The organism is Pseudomonas sp. Sample_22 (assembly GCF_004307635.1).
In the GTDB taxonomy this organism is placed as follows: Bacteria; Pseudomonadota; Gammaproteobacteria; order Pseudomonadales; family Pseudomonadaceae; genus Aquipseudomonas.
On sequence record NZ_RCNY01000022.1, the window covers coordinates 104,523 to 119,762 of the forward strand.

Annotated in this window: 16 protein-coding genes; 15 read left to right on the top strand and 1 reads right to left on the bottom strand. The window is 60.0% G+C overall.

Annotated features, from left to right (window positions below):
• Positions 1-51: 51 nt before the first annotated feature.
• The 14 genes from hemE (at position 52) to gspM (ending at position 12,853) form a co-directional block, all read left to right on the top strand.
• Positions 52-1,119, top strand: a complete 1,068-nt coding sequence (gene hemE / locus D8U73_RS05520; protein WP_056852270.1) for a uroporphyrinogen decarboxylase — start codon at positions 52-54, stop codon at positions 1,117-1,119.
• Between the two features lie 293 nt (positions 1,120-1,412).
• Positions 1,413-2,879: an N-acetylglucosamine-binding protein GbpA gene (gene gbpA, locus D8U73_RS05525; RefSeq protein ID WP_130903906.1), complete on the top strand. Its 1,467-nt coding sequence runs from the start codon at positions 1,413-1,415 to the stop codon at positions 2,877-2,879.
• Between the two features lie 49 nt (positions 2,880-2,928).
• Complete coding sequence (locus tag D8U73_RS05530) at positions 2,929-3,495, top strand: cytochrome b/b6 domain-containing protein (RefSeq protein WP_347238261.1); 567 nt, start codon at positions 2,929-2,931, stop codon at positions 3,493-3,495.
• A 7-nt stretch (positions 3,496-3,502) separates the two neighbouring features.
• Positions 3,503-4,018 carry a type II secretion system protein N gene (locus D8U73_RS05535; protein WP_130903907.1) on the top strand — a complete coding sequence of 172 codons (516 nt, stop codon included), beginning with the start codon at positions 3,503-3,505 and terminating at the stop codon, positions 4,016-4,018.
• An 8-nt stretch (positions 4,019-4,026) separates the two neighbouring features.
• Entirely contained in the window at positions 4,027-5,955 is a 1,929-nt protein-coding gene (gene gspD, locus D8U73_RS05540) for a type II secretion system secretin GspD (protein ID WP_130903908.1), read from the top strand.
• Positions 5,952-7,433: a type II secretion system ATPase GspE gene (gspE, locus tag D8U73_RS05545; RefSeq protein WP_130903909.1), complete on the top strand. Its 1,482-nt coding sequence runs from the start codon at positions 5,952-5,954 to the stop codon at positions 7,431-7,433. Before gspD ends, gspE begins: the two co-directional genes overlap by 4 nt.
• 3 nt (positions 7,434-7,436) lie before the next feature.
• Entirely contained in the window at positions 7,437-8,645 is a 1,209-nt protein-coding gene (gene gspF / locus D8U73_RS05550) for a type II secretion system inner membrane protein GspF (RefSeq protein WP_130903910.1), read from the top strand.
• Positions 8,646-8,648: 3 nt separating this feature from the next.
• Complete coding sequence (gene gspG / locus D8U73_RS05555; protein WP_056852275.1) at positions 8,649-9,098, top strand: type II secretion system major pseudopilin GspG; 450 nt, start codon at positions 8,649-8,651, stop codon at positions 9,096-9,098.
• 3 nt (positions 9,099-9,101) lie between these two features.
• Positions 9,102-9,569: a type II secretion system minor pseudopilin GspH gene (gene gspH, locus D8U73_RS05560; protein ID WP_056852276.1), complete on the top strand. Its 468-nt coding sequence runs from the start codon at positions 9,102-9,104 to the stop codon at positions 9,567-9,569.
• A complete protein-coding gene (gene gspI, locus D8U73_RS05565) occupies positions 9,562-9,945 on the top strand; it encodes a type II secretion system minor pseudopilin GspI (RefSeq protein WP_130903911.1) in 384 nt (127 codons plus the stop codon). Before gspH ends, gspI begins: the two co-directional genes overlap by 8 nt.
• The gene (locus D8U73_RS05570) at positions 9,938-10,471 is read left to right on the top strand and encodes a type II secretion system protein GspJ (protein ID WP_130903912.1); all 534 of its coding nucleotides are present in this window, start codon (positions 9,938-9,940) and stop codon (positions 10,469-10,471) included. The genes gspI and D8U73_RS05570 overlap by 8 nt, the downstream gene beginning before the upstream one ends.
• Positions 10,468-11,298: a type II secretion system protein GspK gene (locus D8U73_RS05575; RefSeq protein WP_130903913.1), complete on the top strand. Its 831-nt coding sequence runs from the start codon at positions 10,468-10,470 to the stop codon at positions 11,296-11,298. Before D8U73_RS05570 ends, D8U73_RS05575 begins: the two co-directional genes overlap by 4 nt.
• On the top strand, positions 11,295-12,404 hold the full coding sequence (gspL, locus tag D8U73_RS05580) for a type II secretion system protein GspL (RefSeq protein WP_130903914.1): 1,110 nt from the start codon (positions 11,295-11,297) through the stop codon (positions 12,402-12,404). The genes D8U73_RS05575 and gspL overlap by 4 nt, the downstream gene beginning before the upstream one ends.
• Positions 12,405-12,424: 20 nt before the next feature.
• Positions 12,425-12,853 (top strand): type II secretion system protein GspM, encoded by a 429-nt coding sequence (gene gspM, locus D8U73_RS05585; protein ID WP_130904005.1) that lies wholly within the window; start codon positions 12,425-12,427, stop codon positions 12,851-12,853.
• Here gspM and D8U73_RS05590 read toward each other — a convergent pair.
• On the bottom strand, positions 12,846-14,123 hold the full coding sequence (locus D8U73_RS05590; RefSeq protein ID WP_130903915.1) for an MFS transporter: 1,278 nt from the start codon (positions 14,121-14,123) through the stop codon (positions 12,846-12,848). The two genes, gspM and D8U73_RS05590, sit on opposite strands and share 8 nt — an antisense overlap.
• A 119-nt stretch (positions 14,124-14,242) precedes the next feature.
• Here D8U73_RS05590 and D8U73_RS05595 point away from each other — a divergent pair, with 119 nt between their 5' ends.
• Positions 14,243-15,145, top strand: coding sequence for a LysR family transcriptional regulator (locus D8U73_RS05595; RefSeq protein WP_056852282.1), 903 nt, complete (start codon positions 14,243-14,245; stop codon positions 15,143-15,145).
• The last annotated feature ends 95 nt before the right edge of the window (positions 15,146-15,240 follow it).

Consider the following 15,240-nt stretch of genomic DNA (forward strand, 5'->3'; position numbering starts at 1 on the left):
TTTTGCGTCCGGCTCTGAGAAAATGCCCGCACTTTTTTTCCGGATGCCGACATGACTGCCCTGAAGAACGACCGTTTCCTGCGCGCCCTGCTCAAGCAACCTGTTGACGTCACCCCTGTGTGGATGATGCGTCAGGCTGGTCGCTATCTGCCTGAATACCGCGCCAGCCGTGCCAAGGCCGGCGATTTCATGAGCCTGTGCATGAACCCGGCGTTCGCTTGCGAAGTCACGATGCAGCCGCTGGACCGCTATCCACAACTGGACGCGGCCATCCTGTTTTCCGACATCCTGACCATCCCTGATGCCATGGGCCAGGGCCTGTACTTCGAAACCGGCGAAGGTCCGCGCTTCAAGAAAGTCGTCAGCACCCTGGCCGACATCGAAGCCCTGCCGATCCCCGATCCACACAAAGACCTGGGCTACGTGATGGATGCGGTCAGCACCATTCGCCGGGAACTGAACGGGCGCGTTCCGCTGATCGGTTTCTCCGGCAGCCCGTGGACCCTCGCCACCTATATGGTCGAAGGCGGCTCGTCGAAAGACTTCCGCAAGACCAAAGCGATGCTCTACGACAACCCGCAAGCCATGCACCTGCTGCTGGACAAGCTCGCACAGTCGGTCACCAGCTATCTCAACGGCCAGATCATGGCAGGTGCGCAAGCGGTGCAGATTTTCGACACGTGGGGCGGCAACCTGTCGGCAGCGGCGTACCAGGAGTTCTCGCTGGCCTACATGAAGAAAATCGTCAGCGGTTTGATTCGAGAGCACGAAGGGCGCAAGGTGCCAGTGATCCTGTTCACCAAGAACGGCGGTCTGTGGCTGGAAAGCATCGCCGAGGCGGGCGCCGATGCACTGGGCCTGGACTGGACCTGCGATATCGGTAACGCCCGTGCCCGTGTCGGTGACAAGGTCGCGCTGCAAGGCAACATGGACCCGACCGTGCTTTACGCCAAGCCTGAAGCGATTCGCAATGAAGTGGGCCGCATCCTCGCCAGCTACGGCAAGGGCAGTGGCCACGTGTTCAACCTGGGGCACGGCATCACGCCGGAAGTCGACCCGGAACATGCCGGCGCGTTCTTGCGCGCGGTGCATGAGTTGTCGGCGCAGTATCACGAGTAACTGTTTTTGCGGTAATTGACAGCCTGTCCGGCCTGGCGCCCGACAGGCTTTTTCATGCCCACCTTTTGCTGTTTGCTTTTGGGTTACCGCTTGTAAGAACTATGTCGTCTCGTGTCAGAGTATTAGTCGTAGAGACTGTTCCCGCGGCTAGGAGAGACTTTCCCTACATAGAAAACGCCATCATCCAAGTAAGGTTTCAGACACTTGTTCATCCCCGAGGATGAGCAACATCGCAAACAGTGGCGCCAGCAATGCGCGCCTTAAATTTCGATAAGCAGTCTGGAATTCATTTGATGAAAAATACTTCTTACAAGGGAAGTGCGTTTGCTGCCTGCACTTCTTCAATGATCCTGTTATCGGCAATGTTGGCATCTCAAGGTGCTTTTGCTCATGGTTATCTGGAAACTCCGCCGTCGCGTGCACTGGCCTGTCAGAAAGGTGTGAATACCAACTGTGGCGGCGCGCAATACGAGCCACAAAGTGTCGGTGAAACCTTCAAGGGCTTTCCCGCTGGTGTCGGTGGCGCGCCTTTGCAGGGGCCGGTCGATGGCAAGATTGCAAGCGGCGGTCACTCGAGCTTCTCTGCCCTGGACGCCCAATCAGCGACCCGTTGGCAACTGACGGAAATCAAGGACCGCACGATTGATTTCCAGTGGCGCTACACGGCCGCTCACCCAGCCACCAAACACGAATATTTCATTAGCCGAAACGGCTGGAACCCTAACGAAGCGCTCAAGCGTGCCACGTTCGAAAGCACGCCGTTCTGCACCATCGACGGCGGCAATCAGAAGCCGTCAAACAGTGACAAACACAACTGCACCATCCCTGCTGACAAATCCGGTCACCACGTCCTTTTGGCAATCTGGACCGTCGGCGACACCGACGCCGCGTTCTACAACGTGGCAGACGTGAACATCCTGGCAGAACCCGAGCTGCCGGGTGGCTGGGCTTCCGTGGGCAGCATTTCGCCTTCGACCGCGTTGCTGGTCGGGGACAAGGTCAAGGCACGTGCGTTCTCCGCCAATGGCGAGAACCCTGAATACAGTGTCGAGATTGCCATCGAGTCGGCCGATGAAGGCTCGCCCGCCAATTGGTCGTTCAAGTTGGCAGAAGCTATCAACAAGGCTCATAAACTGGTTCGCGCAGGCGTTCGCGATGAAAGCGGCAACATCGAACCGGTCAAAGGCAACAACAGCGTATACGCACAGAAAGAAAGCGGCGTGACCCGTTACGAAGTGCAATTGAAGATGGAGGAAGATACCGCGGCTCGTCTCTCGGTAGCCTCGCAACAAGCTGAGTATGTGTTGGACAAAGGCCTGGCCAAGGTCGATTTCAGCATCATGTCCAATCGCAAGATGAACGTCGAAGCGACGTTGTTCGACGCGAGCAACAAGCCGGTTGGCTCCACTTCTGCTCAAGTGGACAGCGGTGCTTCCTGGCTGGCGATTGATGTTCGCAGTAATCCTGGAGCTCATACCCTGACCCTGGTCGGCACAACCCTCGACGGTCGGACCACTCGCCAGGATACCCAGACCACGAAACTGTCCGGTGAAGGTGCAGGCGTCGACTACGACTTCGTGTTCCCGGAAGGCATCAGCGGCTACACCGCCGGGACCAAAGTGCTGCAACCCAAGACCAACGAAGTCTTTGAGTGCAAACCTTTCCCTGAGTCGGGTTATTGCAAGCAATTCAGCCCAAGCGCTAATGGATTTGAGCCTGGCGTCGGTGCGCATTGGCACATGGCGTGGAACAAACTCTAAATCCTTTCGCATGACTTCAGGTGGCCTGTGAAGGTCGCCTGAAGTTTTTTTGAACATCGAGTTGAAAATGACGGTTTTGGGTTACTCCAGGCAACGTGTGCTGCTGCACTGGATATCGGCCATGGTCATCGTTTGGACCTTGGCATCCGGTTTCTATGCAGCCGGCATTGATGTGCCGGCGCCGATCAAGCACCGGGTGGCTTTTATCAATGTTTCATTGACCACAGTGTTCATTCCGGTTTTCTTCTGGCGTTTGTTTATTTTTGCCTGGCATCTCCAGCACATGAATGTGCTGGCTTCAGCACTCATGGAACGGTTGGTATTGCTTGCTCACGTGCTGATTTATTTCACCGTAAGTCTGGTTTTGATCACGGGTGTCCTGATGATGGACCGCCCGATCGATGTGTTCGGCTTGTTCCAGATTGCTCAGCCGCTGGACGACGCCGACCTTCTCGCGCTGTTCACCACGGTGCATGTGTGGGCGTGTGGGGTGCTTGCGGCACTGATTGCACTGCACGTGGGCGCGGTGATCGTGCACGAGGCACGCGGGCACCGGATATTGCGCCGGATGTCTCTGCGATTGTGCGGCAATCGTTCTAACGAAAGGTTCGAGTGATCCGCCAATGAAGCATTCATTGAACGTAGCGGGCCGTTTTTGCCTGCTGATGGTGCCCATTGGCTACGCGGTATTTCTGCTGTGGCAAGAGTGGCGTTTTCGTGAACATCTGGCCATGCCTCTGCCGGTTCTTGCGGCAGCGCCGTCACCCTCCCAAGCGCCTTCGGATGCCACGGCCGTGGCAACCGTCATGGGGCTGATGAAAGGCACAACGCTGCTGGCCAGTGCCGAGCCACTGACCTTGCAGGCCAGTTTTGTCGTCAGCAACGGTGCGTCCAGAGCGTTGCTGGTCGATGCTCAAGGCTCGCGCATGTATCAGGTAGGCGAGCGCTTGCCGGGTGGCAGCGTGCTGCGTCGTGTCGAGGCGAATCAAGTGGTGCTGTGGAACAAGGGGCGAGAAGAGCGACTCGCACTGCTACCACCCGCCGAGCGTTTTCTGCGTCAACTCGAGTCGCCGGACGACCTGCACGACTCCGCTGTTCCCGCGCGTTATCTACACCCGTTATCCGGGCCGTCAGAGTGATCACAGTCATGAAGCTTTTCCTTGGCGTACGTCGTTTTCGCCCGCTGCTTTTGCTTGCATTGTTGTTGAGCCTGGCCTTCCCCTGGGGACTTCAGGCAGCAGAAGAAAAATGGCAGTTGGCGATGAATAACGCCGAGCTGCGGGACATTGTCGAGGAAATTTCCAGCATTCTCGGCACTACCGTGGTGCTCGATCCCAGGGTCTCCGGGCGCGTCACGGTGATGTCCCGTCAGGCCCTCGATCGTGAGGGTGTTCGGCGCCTGTTCTACTCGGTGCTCGATGCCCATAACTTCACGGTCATCGATGAAGGCGACCGGATCCTGATCACGCCCGTGACCGAAGCAAAAACCCGTGCCGGCACCGGTTCGGCAAAAAACACCACGGCGTCGCAATTCGTCACTCAGGTCATCGAATTGAACACCAGCAGCGCCAACGACATTGCAGGCCTGGTCAGGCCACTGGTCTCGGTCAATGGCTACGTCGGGCCTTCGGTATCCGCCAATGCGTTGGTGATAACCGACACGGCGGCCAATGCGCAACGAATCGCCCACGTGGTGCGACAACTGGATTCCGGGCAGAGCAGCATGCACGCCGTGGTTCAGCTGCGCCACGCTCAGGTCAGCGACGTGGTGTCGGTGATGGAATCGTCACTGGGCAAGCGTAATGCCGATACCTCGATTCAGGTGTTGGCTGACACGCGAACCAACCGTCTGATCCTCATCGGTCCGCCGGCGGTTCGCCAACGCTTGACCGAGCTGGCTCGTGGTCTGGATATCCCGGCGACCGCGACCCCGGACAACGCCAGGGTGATTCGTCTGCGTCACAGTGATGCCAGGCAGCTGGCGGAAATTCTGGAAAGCATGGGCCAGGGCCGAAAAGTCGCTCCGGCCGTTGGCGCAGGCAAGGACATTGCGCCCAGTACGACATTCATGATCAAGGCCGACGAGAGCCAGAATGCGCTGGTACTGATTGCCGAGCCGGCACAGGTCCGGACCATCGAAAGCATCGTGCGTCAGCTGGATCAGCCGCGAGCGCAGGTGCTGATCCATGCTGCCATCGTCGAGATTTCCGGCGACATTGCCGAAGCCGTTGGCGTGCAGTGGGGCTTGAACACTGGTGACGCGAAAGGCTTCATCAACTTTCCCGGCACCGACATTCCTATCGTCGGCGGGTTGAAGTTCGACGAGAAAAAATCGGCGCCGGAAGGCGCGCTGCTGCACCTGGGCAGTGATCGTTTCGGCGCGTTGATTTCAGCGCTGGCCAGCAATACCCATAGCAACCTGTTGTCCACCCCGAGCCTGTTGACCCTGGACAATCAGGAAGCGGAAATCATCGTCGGCCAGAACGTACCGTTCAAAACCGGTTCCTACGCCACCAACAGCAGTGGTGCGGACAATCCGTTCACCACGGTCGAACGCAAGGACGTCGGCATCAGCCTGAAGATCAAACCCTACATCAACGAAGGCTCGACCCTGCGCCTTGAGGTCGAGCAAGAGGTGTCGGATATCGCGCCGTCGGTTTCAGGCATCGACTCTTCAGACTTGATCACCAACAAACGCGCGCTCAAGAGCACCATTCTGGCCGATGACGGTGAAATCATCGTTATTGGCGGCCTGATCCGCGACAGCGTGCGCACGCAAAAAAGCGGAGTGCCGCTGCTGCGCGATATTCCATACCTGGGGGCGTTGTTTCGCTGGACCCGGGAAACGCAAACCAAAAGCAATCTGATGGTGTTCTTGCGGCCGACCATTGTGCGCAGTACAGAAGACCTCAGCGATGTCAGCCAGCGACGCTACAACGCACTGCGGGACTTGAGTCAGCCAGGGGCGCGGGAAAACAACTCGTTGCTGCTGCCAGCGGATGCGCGTCAGTTGTTTGAGCCGGTTTCCAATGCGCCGGTGTTCGACCTGCGCCAGTCGGCGCCACCGGCGCCATGAGCCGCCCGATGGAGGGTGCAGAGTCGTTGCCCTTTGGTTTCGCACGGCGTTTCGGCGTGCTGTTGGTGTGGGAGGAAGGCGAGCCCAGCATTGTGCTGCGCAGTGATACACCGCTGACCGCCCTGACCGAAGTCCGTCGGCGCTGTGCTCGGGACCTTCCGATGCGGCTGTTGCCTGCGGATGAATTTGCGACTCGGCTGGCGACGGCATACCGCGAAGGCCAGAGCGCTGCCGAGCAAGTCGCTCAAGGGTTGGACGAAGAACTGGACCTGCTGAGTCTGGCGGACCAGGTACCGCAAACCGCCGACCTGCTTGAACAACAGGGTGATGCGCCGATCATCCGCCTGATCAACGCGCTGCTCAGTGAAGCGGTACGCGAGCATGCCTCGGATGTACATCTGGAAACCTTCGAGCAGTACCTTTGCGTGCGTATGCGCGTCGACGGGCAGCTGCGGGAAATGCTTCGGCCACGGCGGGAACTGGCGACGCTGCTGGTGTCGCGGATCAAGGTCATGGCGCGGCTGGATATTGCCGAAAAGCGGGTGCCGCAGGATGGCCGAATAGCCCTGCGACTGGCCGGGCATGAAGTGGATGTGCGGGTTTCGACGTTGCCCTCAGCCCACGGTGAGCGGGTAGTCTTGCGCCTGCTCGACAAACAGGCCGGGCGCCTGGAGTTGTCGCGTCTGGGGATGCCGGATGACATCCTCTTGGCGTTGCAGCAATTGCTGAGTAAACCCCACGGGATTTTGCTGGTGACCGGGCCTACCGGTTCGGGCAAAACCACCAGCCTGTACGCTGCGTTGAGCAGCCTGAACGACCAGACTCGCAACATTCTGACGGTCGAGGATCCCATCGAATACCACCTGCCCGGCGTCGGGCAGATGCCGGTCAATCCGAAAGTCGACATGACCTTCGCCCGGGGGTTGCGGGCGATTCTGCGGCAGGACCCGGACGTGGTGATGGTCGGTGAAATCCGCGACCGCGAAACGGCGGAAATTGCCGTGCAGGCTTCGCTGACCGGTCATCTGGTGCTGTCGACGTTGCACACCAACAGCGCGGTCGGTGCCGTGACGCGTCTGGTGGACATGGGGGTGGATGCCTATCTGTTGGCCTCGTCACTGGTGGGGGTGTTGGCCCAACGGTTGCTGCGAACGTTGTGCCCGCATTGCAAGGCGCCGTACGGCGCTGATGCGGCGGCTTGCCAGCGACTGGGGCTGGGCAGGGCGACGACGTTGCAACTGTTCAGGGCCGTGGGCTGTGAACAATGTCAGCACGGTTATCGCGGGCGGATCGGCATCTATGAATTGATCAGCGTGACGCCGGCAATCTCGACGCTGATTCATCAGGGTGCCAGCGAGCAGGCATTGACCGACGAGGCTCGCAAGGGAGCGCGCAGCCTGTTTCAGGATGGCCGACAGCGGGTGATCGACGGCCAGACCAGCCTCGACGAGTTGCTGCGCGTGACTCGGGAGGACTAGGACGTGCCGACCTTCGATTACCGCGCAGATGATGCTCAGGGCCGTCGCTGCAAAGGGCGGCTGGAGGCCGATAGCCCTCGCCACGCCCGGCAACTGTTACGTGCGCGCGGGCTGTGGCCCCGCGACGTGAGTGAGATCCGGACTGCTGGCGGCATGAATTCCACACCGGGCGCTGGGCGGCTGAGTGCCGCCGATCTGGCACTGCTGACATTGCAGTTGTCGACATTGGTTCAGGCGGGTTTGCCTCTGGAAGAAGCCCTTGAGGCCGTTGCGAAACAAAGTGCCAGACGTCGGATTGCCGGGCTGCTGTCAGCCGTCAGAAGCCGGGTGATGGAGGGCCATGCACTGGCCGCGGCGCTGGCGCAATTTCCCAAGGCATTCCCTGAATTGTTCCGCGCAACCGTGGCGGCCGGTGAACGTTCGGGCCATTTGGGGCATGTGCTGGAGCAGCTGGCGGCGTATACCCAGGCCCGCCAGGCGTCGCGACAAAAAATTCAGATGGCGCTGGTGTACCCGTTGATCCTGATGCTCGCCAGCGTTGTCATCGTCGGCTTTCTGCTGGGTTACGTGGTGCCGGACGTGGTGAAAATCTTCGTCGACAGCGGGCAACCCTTACCCTGGCTGACCCGGGCCTTGATCAGTGTCAGTAACGGGCTGCGCAGCCATGGCCTGTGGCTGTTTGGCGCGCTGGCGATGGTGGGCGGCCTTTGGCGCTGGAGTCTGCGTCAGCCGCTCTGGCGGATGCGTTGGCATCGGTCGGTCTTGAATCTGCCGATCGCCGGTCAATTGCTGCGGGAAATGGAAGCCGCACGGTTCGCCAGCACCCTGGCAATTCTCGGTAAAAGCGCGGTTCCCCTGGTCGACGCACTGGAAATCGCCGCCGCTGTGATCGGCAACCTGAGCATTCGCGCGCGCATGGCCGACGTTGCCCGTGCGGTCCGCGAAGGCGGCACCCTGACCCGTGGCCTGGAAATCAGCGGCGATATCCCGCCGATGATGCTGCACATGATCGCCAGTGGCGAACGGGCCGGCGAACTCGACCGCATGCTCAGCCGCGCCGCCGAACAACAGGAAAGCAGCCTCGCCGCGCGGATCGCGCTGGTAGTGAGTCTATTCGAGCCCGCGATGCTGGTGCTGATGGGCGGCGTGGTGCTGCTGATCGTGCTGGCGATTCTGCTTCCGATACTCAGCCTCAACCAATTGGTGAATTGATCCATGAACGCTTTACGTCGCAGTCCTTTGCAACGCGGTTTTACCCTCATCGAAATCATGGTGGTGGTGGTCATCATCGGCATTCTGGGGGCCATTGTGGTACCGCAGTTCATGAGCCGTCCCGATCAGGCCAAAGTCACCGCCGCCAAAGTCGACATCCAGGCCATCGCCACTGCCCTGGAGATGTATCGCCTCGACAATTTCAACTATCCCTCGACGCAACAGGGGCTTGAAGCCTTGAGCAAACGCCCGTCCGGCCTGCCTGCAGCGCGCAACTGGAACCCCAATGGCTACTTGAAATCTGTGCCGGTGGATCCGTGGAATACACCCTATCAGTACCTCAATCCCGGTGTGCAATCGGTCGACGGCACTTACGATTTGTACTCCCTTGGTGCCGATGGCGTGGTGGGCGGTGAAGGGCATGCGGCCGACATCGGCAACTGGGGCGGTTGATTGATGCCGCGTCGTTGTCGAGGATTTACCTTGCTGGAATTGATGATCGTGATCGTATTGATCGGCGTGCTGGCGGGCATGGTCAGTTTCGCCACCGGCATGAACCCCGCGCAACAGGCTCGACGCGAAGCGGACGCCCTCGCCGGGGTCATTCGGCAATTGCGCGAAAGAGCGGTCATCGACGGGCAGGAATACGGCGTGCGCTTGAGTGCCGAAGGATACCGGGCGATGCGGCTCGAGGTGCGGGGTTGGGAAGCGCTGACCGCTGTTTATCGATGGCCCGATCATCTGCGGTTGCGCCTGAAGCAGGATGGTTATTCCGTCAGCCTGGGCGCTGACGAAGGCCCGCCTCAACTACTGATGCTGAGCAGTGATGAAACCAGCACGTTCACATTGACGTTCGAGGCCAGGGACCGGATCTGGTCGAGCCTTTCCAGCGATGGCATTGGTGAGGTGGTGATTGATGGTTAAGCCCTGTCTGGCCTCACGCATGGACGGCTTCACTCTGCTGGAGATCATGGTGGCGCTGGCGGTTTTTGCGACCCTGGCGACTGCTGTGCTGTCTGCGAGCCAATACGTGGTCAAGCAATCGGCTGTCGTCGAACAACGGCTGTTGGCGGCGTGGGTGGCGGACAATCAACTCAATGAACTACGTCTGCAATCCGCTCCAGCCAATGGGCAGTCGCAGCACACGGTGCACATGGCCAGTCGCGACTGGCTGCTGCGCCAGCGTGTTGGTGACAGCTCGGAGCCGCGCCTGCTCACAGTCGACATTGAAGTCAGCCTGGCCGATCGTGACCAGTCCCTGCATCAAGTCACTGCCTGGATCGCTGATCGTGATGAATAAGCAGATCGGGTTCACCCTGTTGGAACTGGTGATCGCCATGGCGATCTTCGCCGTGTTGGGGCTGGCCAGCTGGACGCTGTTCGATGGTGTGGTACGGGTGCAGCAGGGCAGTACTGCCCATGAGCGTGAGTTGCGTAGTTTGCAGCGCGCCATCGCCGTGATTGAGCGTGACGTGCTGCACATCACGCAACAGCCAGTCGTATTGCAACAGACGCAATTGCAATGGCAGCGCGGCAATTGGCGCAACCCGCTGGACCTGCCGCGCAGCGAGCGGCAAGCGCTGACTTACCGTCTCGACAATGGCGCGTTGTGGCGAGAGAGCCGGGCAGAAGGCTCGTCGGTGGTGCAGCGGCAAAAGCTGCTCGATGATGTCCGCGACTTGCGTTGGCGTCTGTTCGACGCTCGCACCGGCTGGCGCGGCGACTGGCTTACCGCAGAGGCACCGCTGGCCGTGGAAATGCAGGTATCGACGGGACGATACCAGGCGATCCGTCGAGTGATGTTGTTGCCGGGTGCACTGTTGTGAGGACACGCCAACGCGGTGTGGCGCTGATCAGCGTGTTGCTGGTCATGAGCCTGGCACTGGTGATCATCGGTGGCGTGCTGCGCAGTCATCGACTGTTGCTGCAAAGCACCGGGCAACAACTGCATCAACTGCATTTGCGTCAGCTCGGCATGGCCGGAGAAACCTTGGCGCTGTCATTGTTGATGGCACAGCACAAAGACAGCGACCGTCTACCTGATCAGATCCCGGCTTTCGTCATGGAGGACGCGCAGATCAGCTTTGCCATCGAGGATCTGGCCGGACGCTTCAATCTTAATGCCCTGTTGATTCAGGGGCAGGTTGATCAGGTCACGCTCAAGCGTTGGGCGCGCTTGTTGGCGCTGCTGGAACTGCCCGAGCTGCACCTGGAGCAAGTCGGTGCCTTGCGAGATCTGAGTCAGTTGCGCCTATTGCCCGATATCGACGGTGAACATCTGCGTCGACTGGAACCTTGGGTCGCGTTGTTGCCCGTGGGCGCTTCGCTGAACATCAACACGGCCCCGGCGCTGCTTCTGCGCACACTGGACGGTGTCGAAGCGGCCGCAGCGGATGCATTGCTGCGCCAGCGCTCGACGACGCCCTGGTCGAGCGTTCAGGCCTTCACCCAGGACCCGCTGTTGTCAGGCAAAGGCTTGAGCAGCCACGGCCTGGGCATCGACAGCCGCTGGTATCGAATCACCGTCCACGTCACCCACGGGCAGAGCCGTCTGCGCTTGACCACCGATGTCGAACGCGACCCCAAGACGCGCCAATTGAACATTCTGCAACGGCGGTTACTGCCGTCGAACAGCAACGAGATAGCGCAATGAAAAACTGGCTCTACCTGACCCCGCAAGGCCTGGCTGTACCTTCGGCGCAGTGGCCCTGCTGCAGGTGGTCTGCAACCGGTCAACGACAACCCATGACCCTGAGCGACGCAGCACAGACACTGAAAGGCCAACCCGTAGATCTGTTGCTTCCCATGGAATTGTGCAGTTGGCTGTGCAGTGAACCCTGGCCGTCCCGACGCGCTCCCGATGCACAAACCCTCGCTTTCGCCATTGAAGAGCAATTAAGCGAAGCACTGGAGCATCTGCACCTGAGCATTGGCGTGCGTGACCCACTGGGGCGTTATCCGCTGATGTTGATTGACCGGGAGCAATTTGCCGCTGTACTTGCGCTGCTGAGAGAGGCGGGAATTGACGTGCGCTCGGTGTGTATCGACGCCGACGTATTGCCTCGGGATCAAGCGCTCGGCATCTGGTGGTTTGGCCGTTGGATGCTGGGTGGGGGGCTGCCCGCTCGCCTGACACTGACCGATGACGGATTGGCGTTGATGAGGCCTCATTTGCCCTCGGACATCCAATGGCGCGATGAGCGTCAGGCAAACATCGAGTGTGATCAATGGTTGATGCTGGAACAGGGCCAGGCGATCAATTTGTTGCAGGGCGATTTCGCCCCACGGGGTATTCGCCTGCCTTGGCGCCTCGGCGTAATCGCGATGCTGCTGCTTGCACTGCTGAACTGGGGCGCGAGTGAAACGCGTGTCCGTTTTCTCGACAATCAAAGTCGTCAGCTCTACAACCGCAGTGAGCAACAGTTCAAGGCGTTGTACCCCGAGCAGACCCGCATCGTCGACCTCGCGGCACAACTCAAAAACCTGCAAAGCCAAGGCGCACAGGCGCAAGGCGGGCGGATTGCAGGATTGGTCAGACTGGTCGAGCAAGTGATCGGTGCCAGCGATGTCGAAGTCCGGCGCATCGAGTTTCGCGAGGGCGATGGCTGGCGAATCCAGCTGACGGCCAGCAACTTTGCCGAACTGGAGCTGCTGCGCGAACGGGGCCGACAGCAAGGTCTGCCGGTTCGGCTCGACAGCGCAAACAAGGAGCACAACAACCGGGTGCAGGCGACTCTGACCGTGGAGCAAGGCGCATGAGATTGAGCGGATTGAGCGCAATCGCTGCAAAGTTTCAGCGGCTTTCTTTGCGCGAACGAAGACTGCTGTTGGCACTGGGTGTTTTAGTGGTGGGCGTTCCGGCATACCTGCTGATTTGGCAGCCAACCCAACAACGACTCGCAACAGCCGAACGCCGCTATCAACAACAATGGATACTCGCGGCGCAATTGCAGCAGGCACAACCCCTTGGCGTTGCGCAATCAGCCAACCAGCCGCTGTCACGGCGCATCAGCGACAGCGCTATGGCGGCAGGTCTTGAATTGCATCAGATGGACAGCGACAACGATCAATTACGCCTGACCCTCAGCGGCGACGCCATGGCGCTGTTGCCATGGCTGGACCGCCTCGAACGCGACGGCTCCACACTGCAATCGCTGACACTGGAGGCGCGCGATGGATTGCTGGAGGCGCGGGTGGTGCTCAGATAGCAGCGCTTGCGGGCAACGGCGGCAATTTCGCCAGTTTCAGCGCCACCAGCAGCGCAATCACCAGCAGTGAGCCGATGAACAGGCCGATGCCGTTCCAGCCGCCCAGGTGCCAGAACACCCCGCCCGCCGTGCCGGCAATGCTCGATCCAGCGTAGTAGCTGAACAGGTACAGCGACGAGGCCTGTCCTTTGGCCCTGGTGGCACGGCGGCCGATCCAACTGCTGGCGACCGAGTGGGCGCCGAAGAAGCCGAAGGTGAAAATCAGCATGCCGATAATCACCAGCGGCAGCGGGGTAAACATCGTCAGGGCGAGGCCGCCGAGCATCAGCACGATGGTGCTCCAAAGCACTTTGCGCCGTCCGAGCTTGTCAGCCAGCGAGCCGATTTTCGCCGAACTGTAGATACCCGACAGGTACACCACCGAGAGCAGGCCGACGAAGGCTTGTTCCATGTGATACGGCTCGGCCAGCAAGCGATAGCCGATGTAGTTGAACAGCGTGACGAACGCGCCCATCAGCACGAACGCTTCGAGAAACAGCAACGGCAGGCCGGCGTCGCGAAAGTGCATGGTGAAACCGTCCAGCAGGCTGCGCGGATGCAATGAGCGGGCGCGGAAATTGCGTGATTCAGGGAGGATTTTCCAGAACACTGCCGCGGCAATCAGCGCCAGGCCACCGATCACCAGCATTGCCGTGTGCCAGCTGACGAAGTCGATCAACACCCCGGTAATCAGCCGACCGCTCATCCCGCCGATGGCGTTGCCGGCGATGTACAGACCCATGGCCAGACCGATGTGTTGTGGGTGAATCTCTTCGCTCAAATAGGTCATCGCGACCGCCGCCAAGCCGCTCAATGACAGCCCGATCAGCGCACGCATGACCAACACGCCGTGCCAGCTCGGCATCATCGCGCTGGCCATGGTGCACAGGGCGGCGGCAAACAGCGCCGCAACCATTACCGGCTTGCGTCCGATACGGTCGGAGACGGGACCGGTGATCAGCAGGCCGATGGCAAGCATGCCCGTAGCGATCGACAGAATCAGGCTGCTCTGCGCCGCGTTGATGGAGTATTCGCTGGACAACAGCGGCATCATCGGCTGCACGCAATAGAGCAGGGCGAAAGTGGCAAAGCCGCCACAGAACAGTGCCAATACCGTGCGCATGAACGCCGGCGTGCCTTTTTCGATGTAGATCTCCACCCGCTCAGTGACGACATCGTCCTGTGCAGCGGGTGGAACTTCATGGGTGAGTGGGGCGACAGCAGTTTTCACGTTGAACCTCGGAGCAGCGCAGCCGGTCAGGCAATGAAAAAAGCATATAGCTGGCTAATGATTCAATCCAATATATTGTTCGACCTGTTTGATAGCTTTAACGACCTAATGAGGTTTTCATGGAATTGCGTCACCTGCGCTACTTCATCGCCGTTGCCGAAGAACTGCATTTCGGCCGTGCCGCACAGGTGCTGGGCATCTCCCAGCCACCCTTGAGTCAGCAGATTCAGGCGCTGGAGCAGGAAGTCGGTGCACGCTTGTTCGAGCGGACCAATCGTCGGGTCGAGCTCAGCGAAGCCGGTCGATTGTTCCTCGAAGAGGCGCGACTGGTACTGGCGCAGGTCGACAAGGCGGCAGATGTGGCGCGCCGGGCGCAGTTGGGTGAGCTAGGCGAACTGAAAATCGGCTTTACCTCTTCGGCACCGTTCAACTCGACGATTCCCCAAGCGATTTTTTCGTTTCGTCAGCGTTTCCCCGCGGTGCATTTGAACCTGCGGGAAATGAGCAGTACCCAAGTGGCCGATGCCTTGGTGGATGAGTCGATCGAAGTCGGGATCATGCGACCGCTCGGACTGCCGGATTGCCTGAGCGTCGTCGAGTTGATGCGTGAACCGCTGGTGGCGGTACTCAGCTCCAAGCATCCGCTGGTCAATGACAGTGAGGAAGGATTGTTCCTGTCTGCGCTGGCCCTAGAACCGTTCGTGTTTTTCCCGCGCAGCTATGGCAGCGGGCTCTATGCACAGTTGCTCAGCCTGGCCCGAGACGCCGGTTTCAGTCCGCACTTTGCCCAGGAAGCAGGCGAAGCAATGACCATCATTGGCCTGGTCGCTGCGGGGCTCGGCGTGTCGGTGCTGCCGGCGTCCTATCAGCGGATGCGGATTGATGGCGTGGTTTATCGGCCATTGCTTGATCCGGCGGCGGTGTCGGCGGTGTGGCTGGTGCAACGCAAGGATCAGAAGTCAGCGATGGCCAAGGCATTCGTGGAGCTGTTGACGCGCAAGGTTGAGCCGTTGAAAACATGACGGCTGCGCCGTCAATCGCGGGCAAGCCTGCTCCCACGGGGTTCGATGTGAGCCTCGCTTCTGCGGACGACACAAGCGGGCTTGCCCGCGAAAGC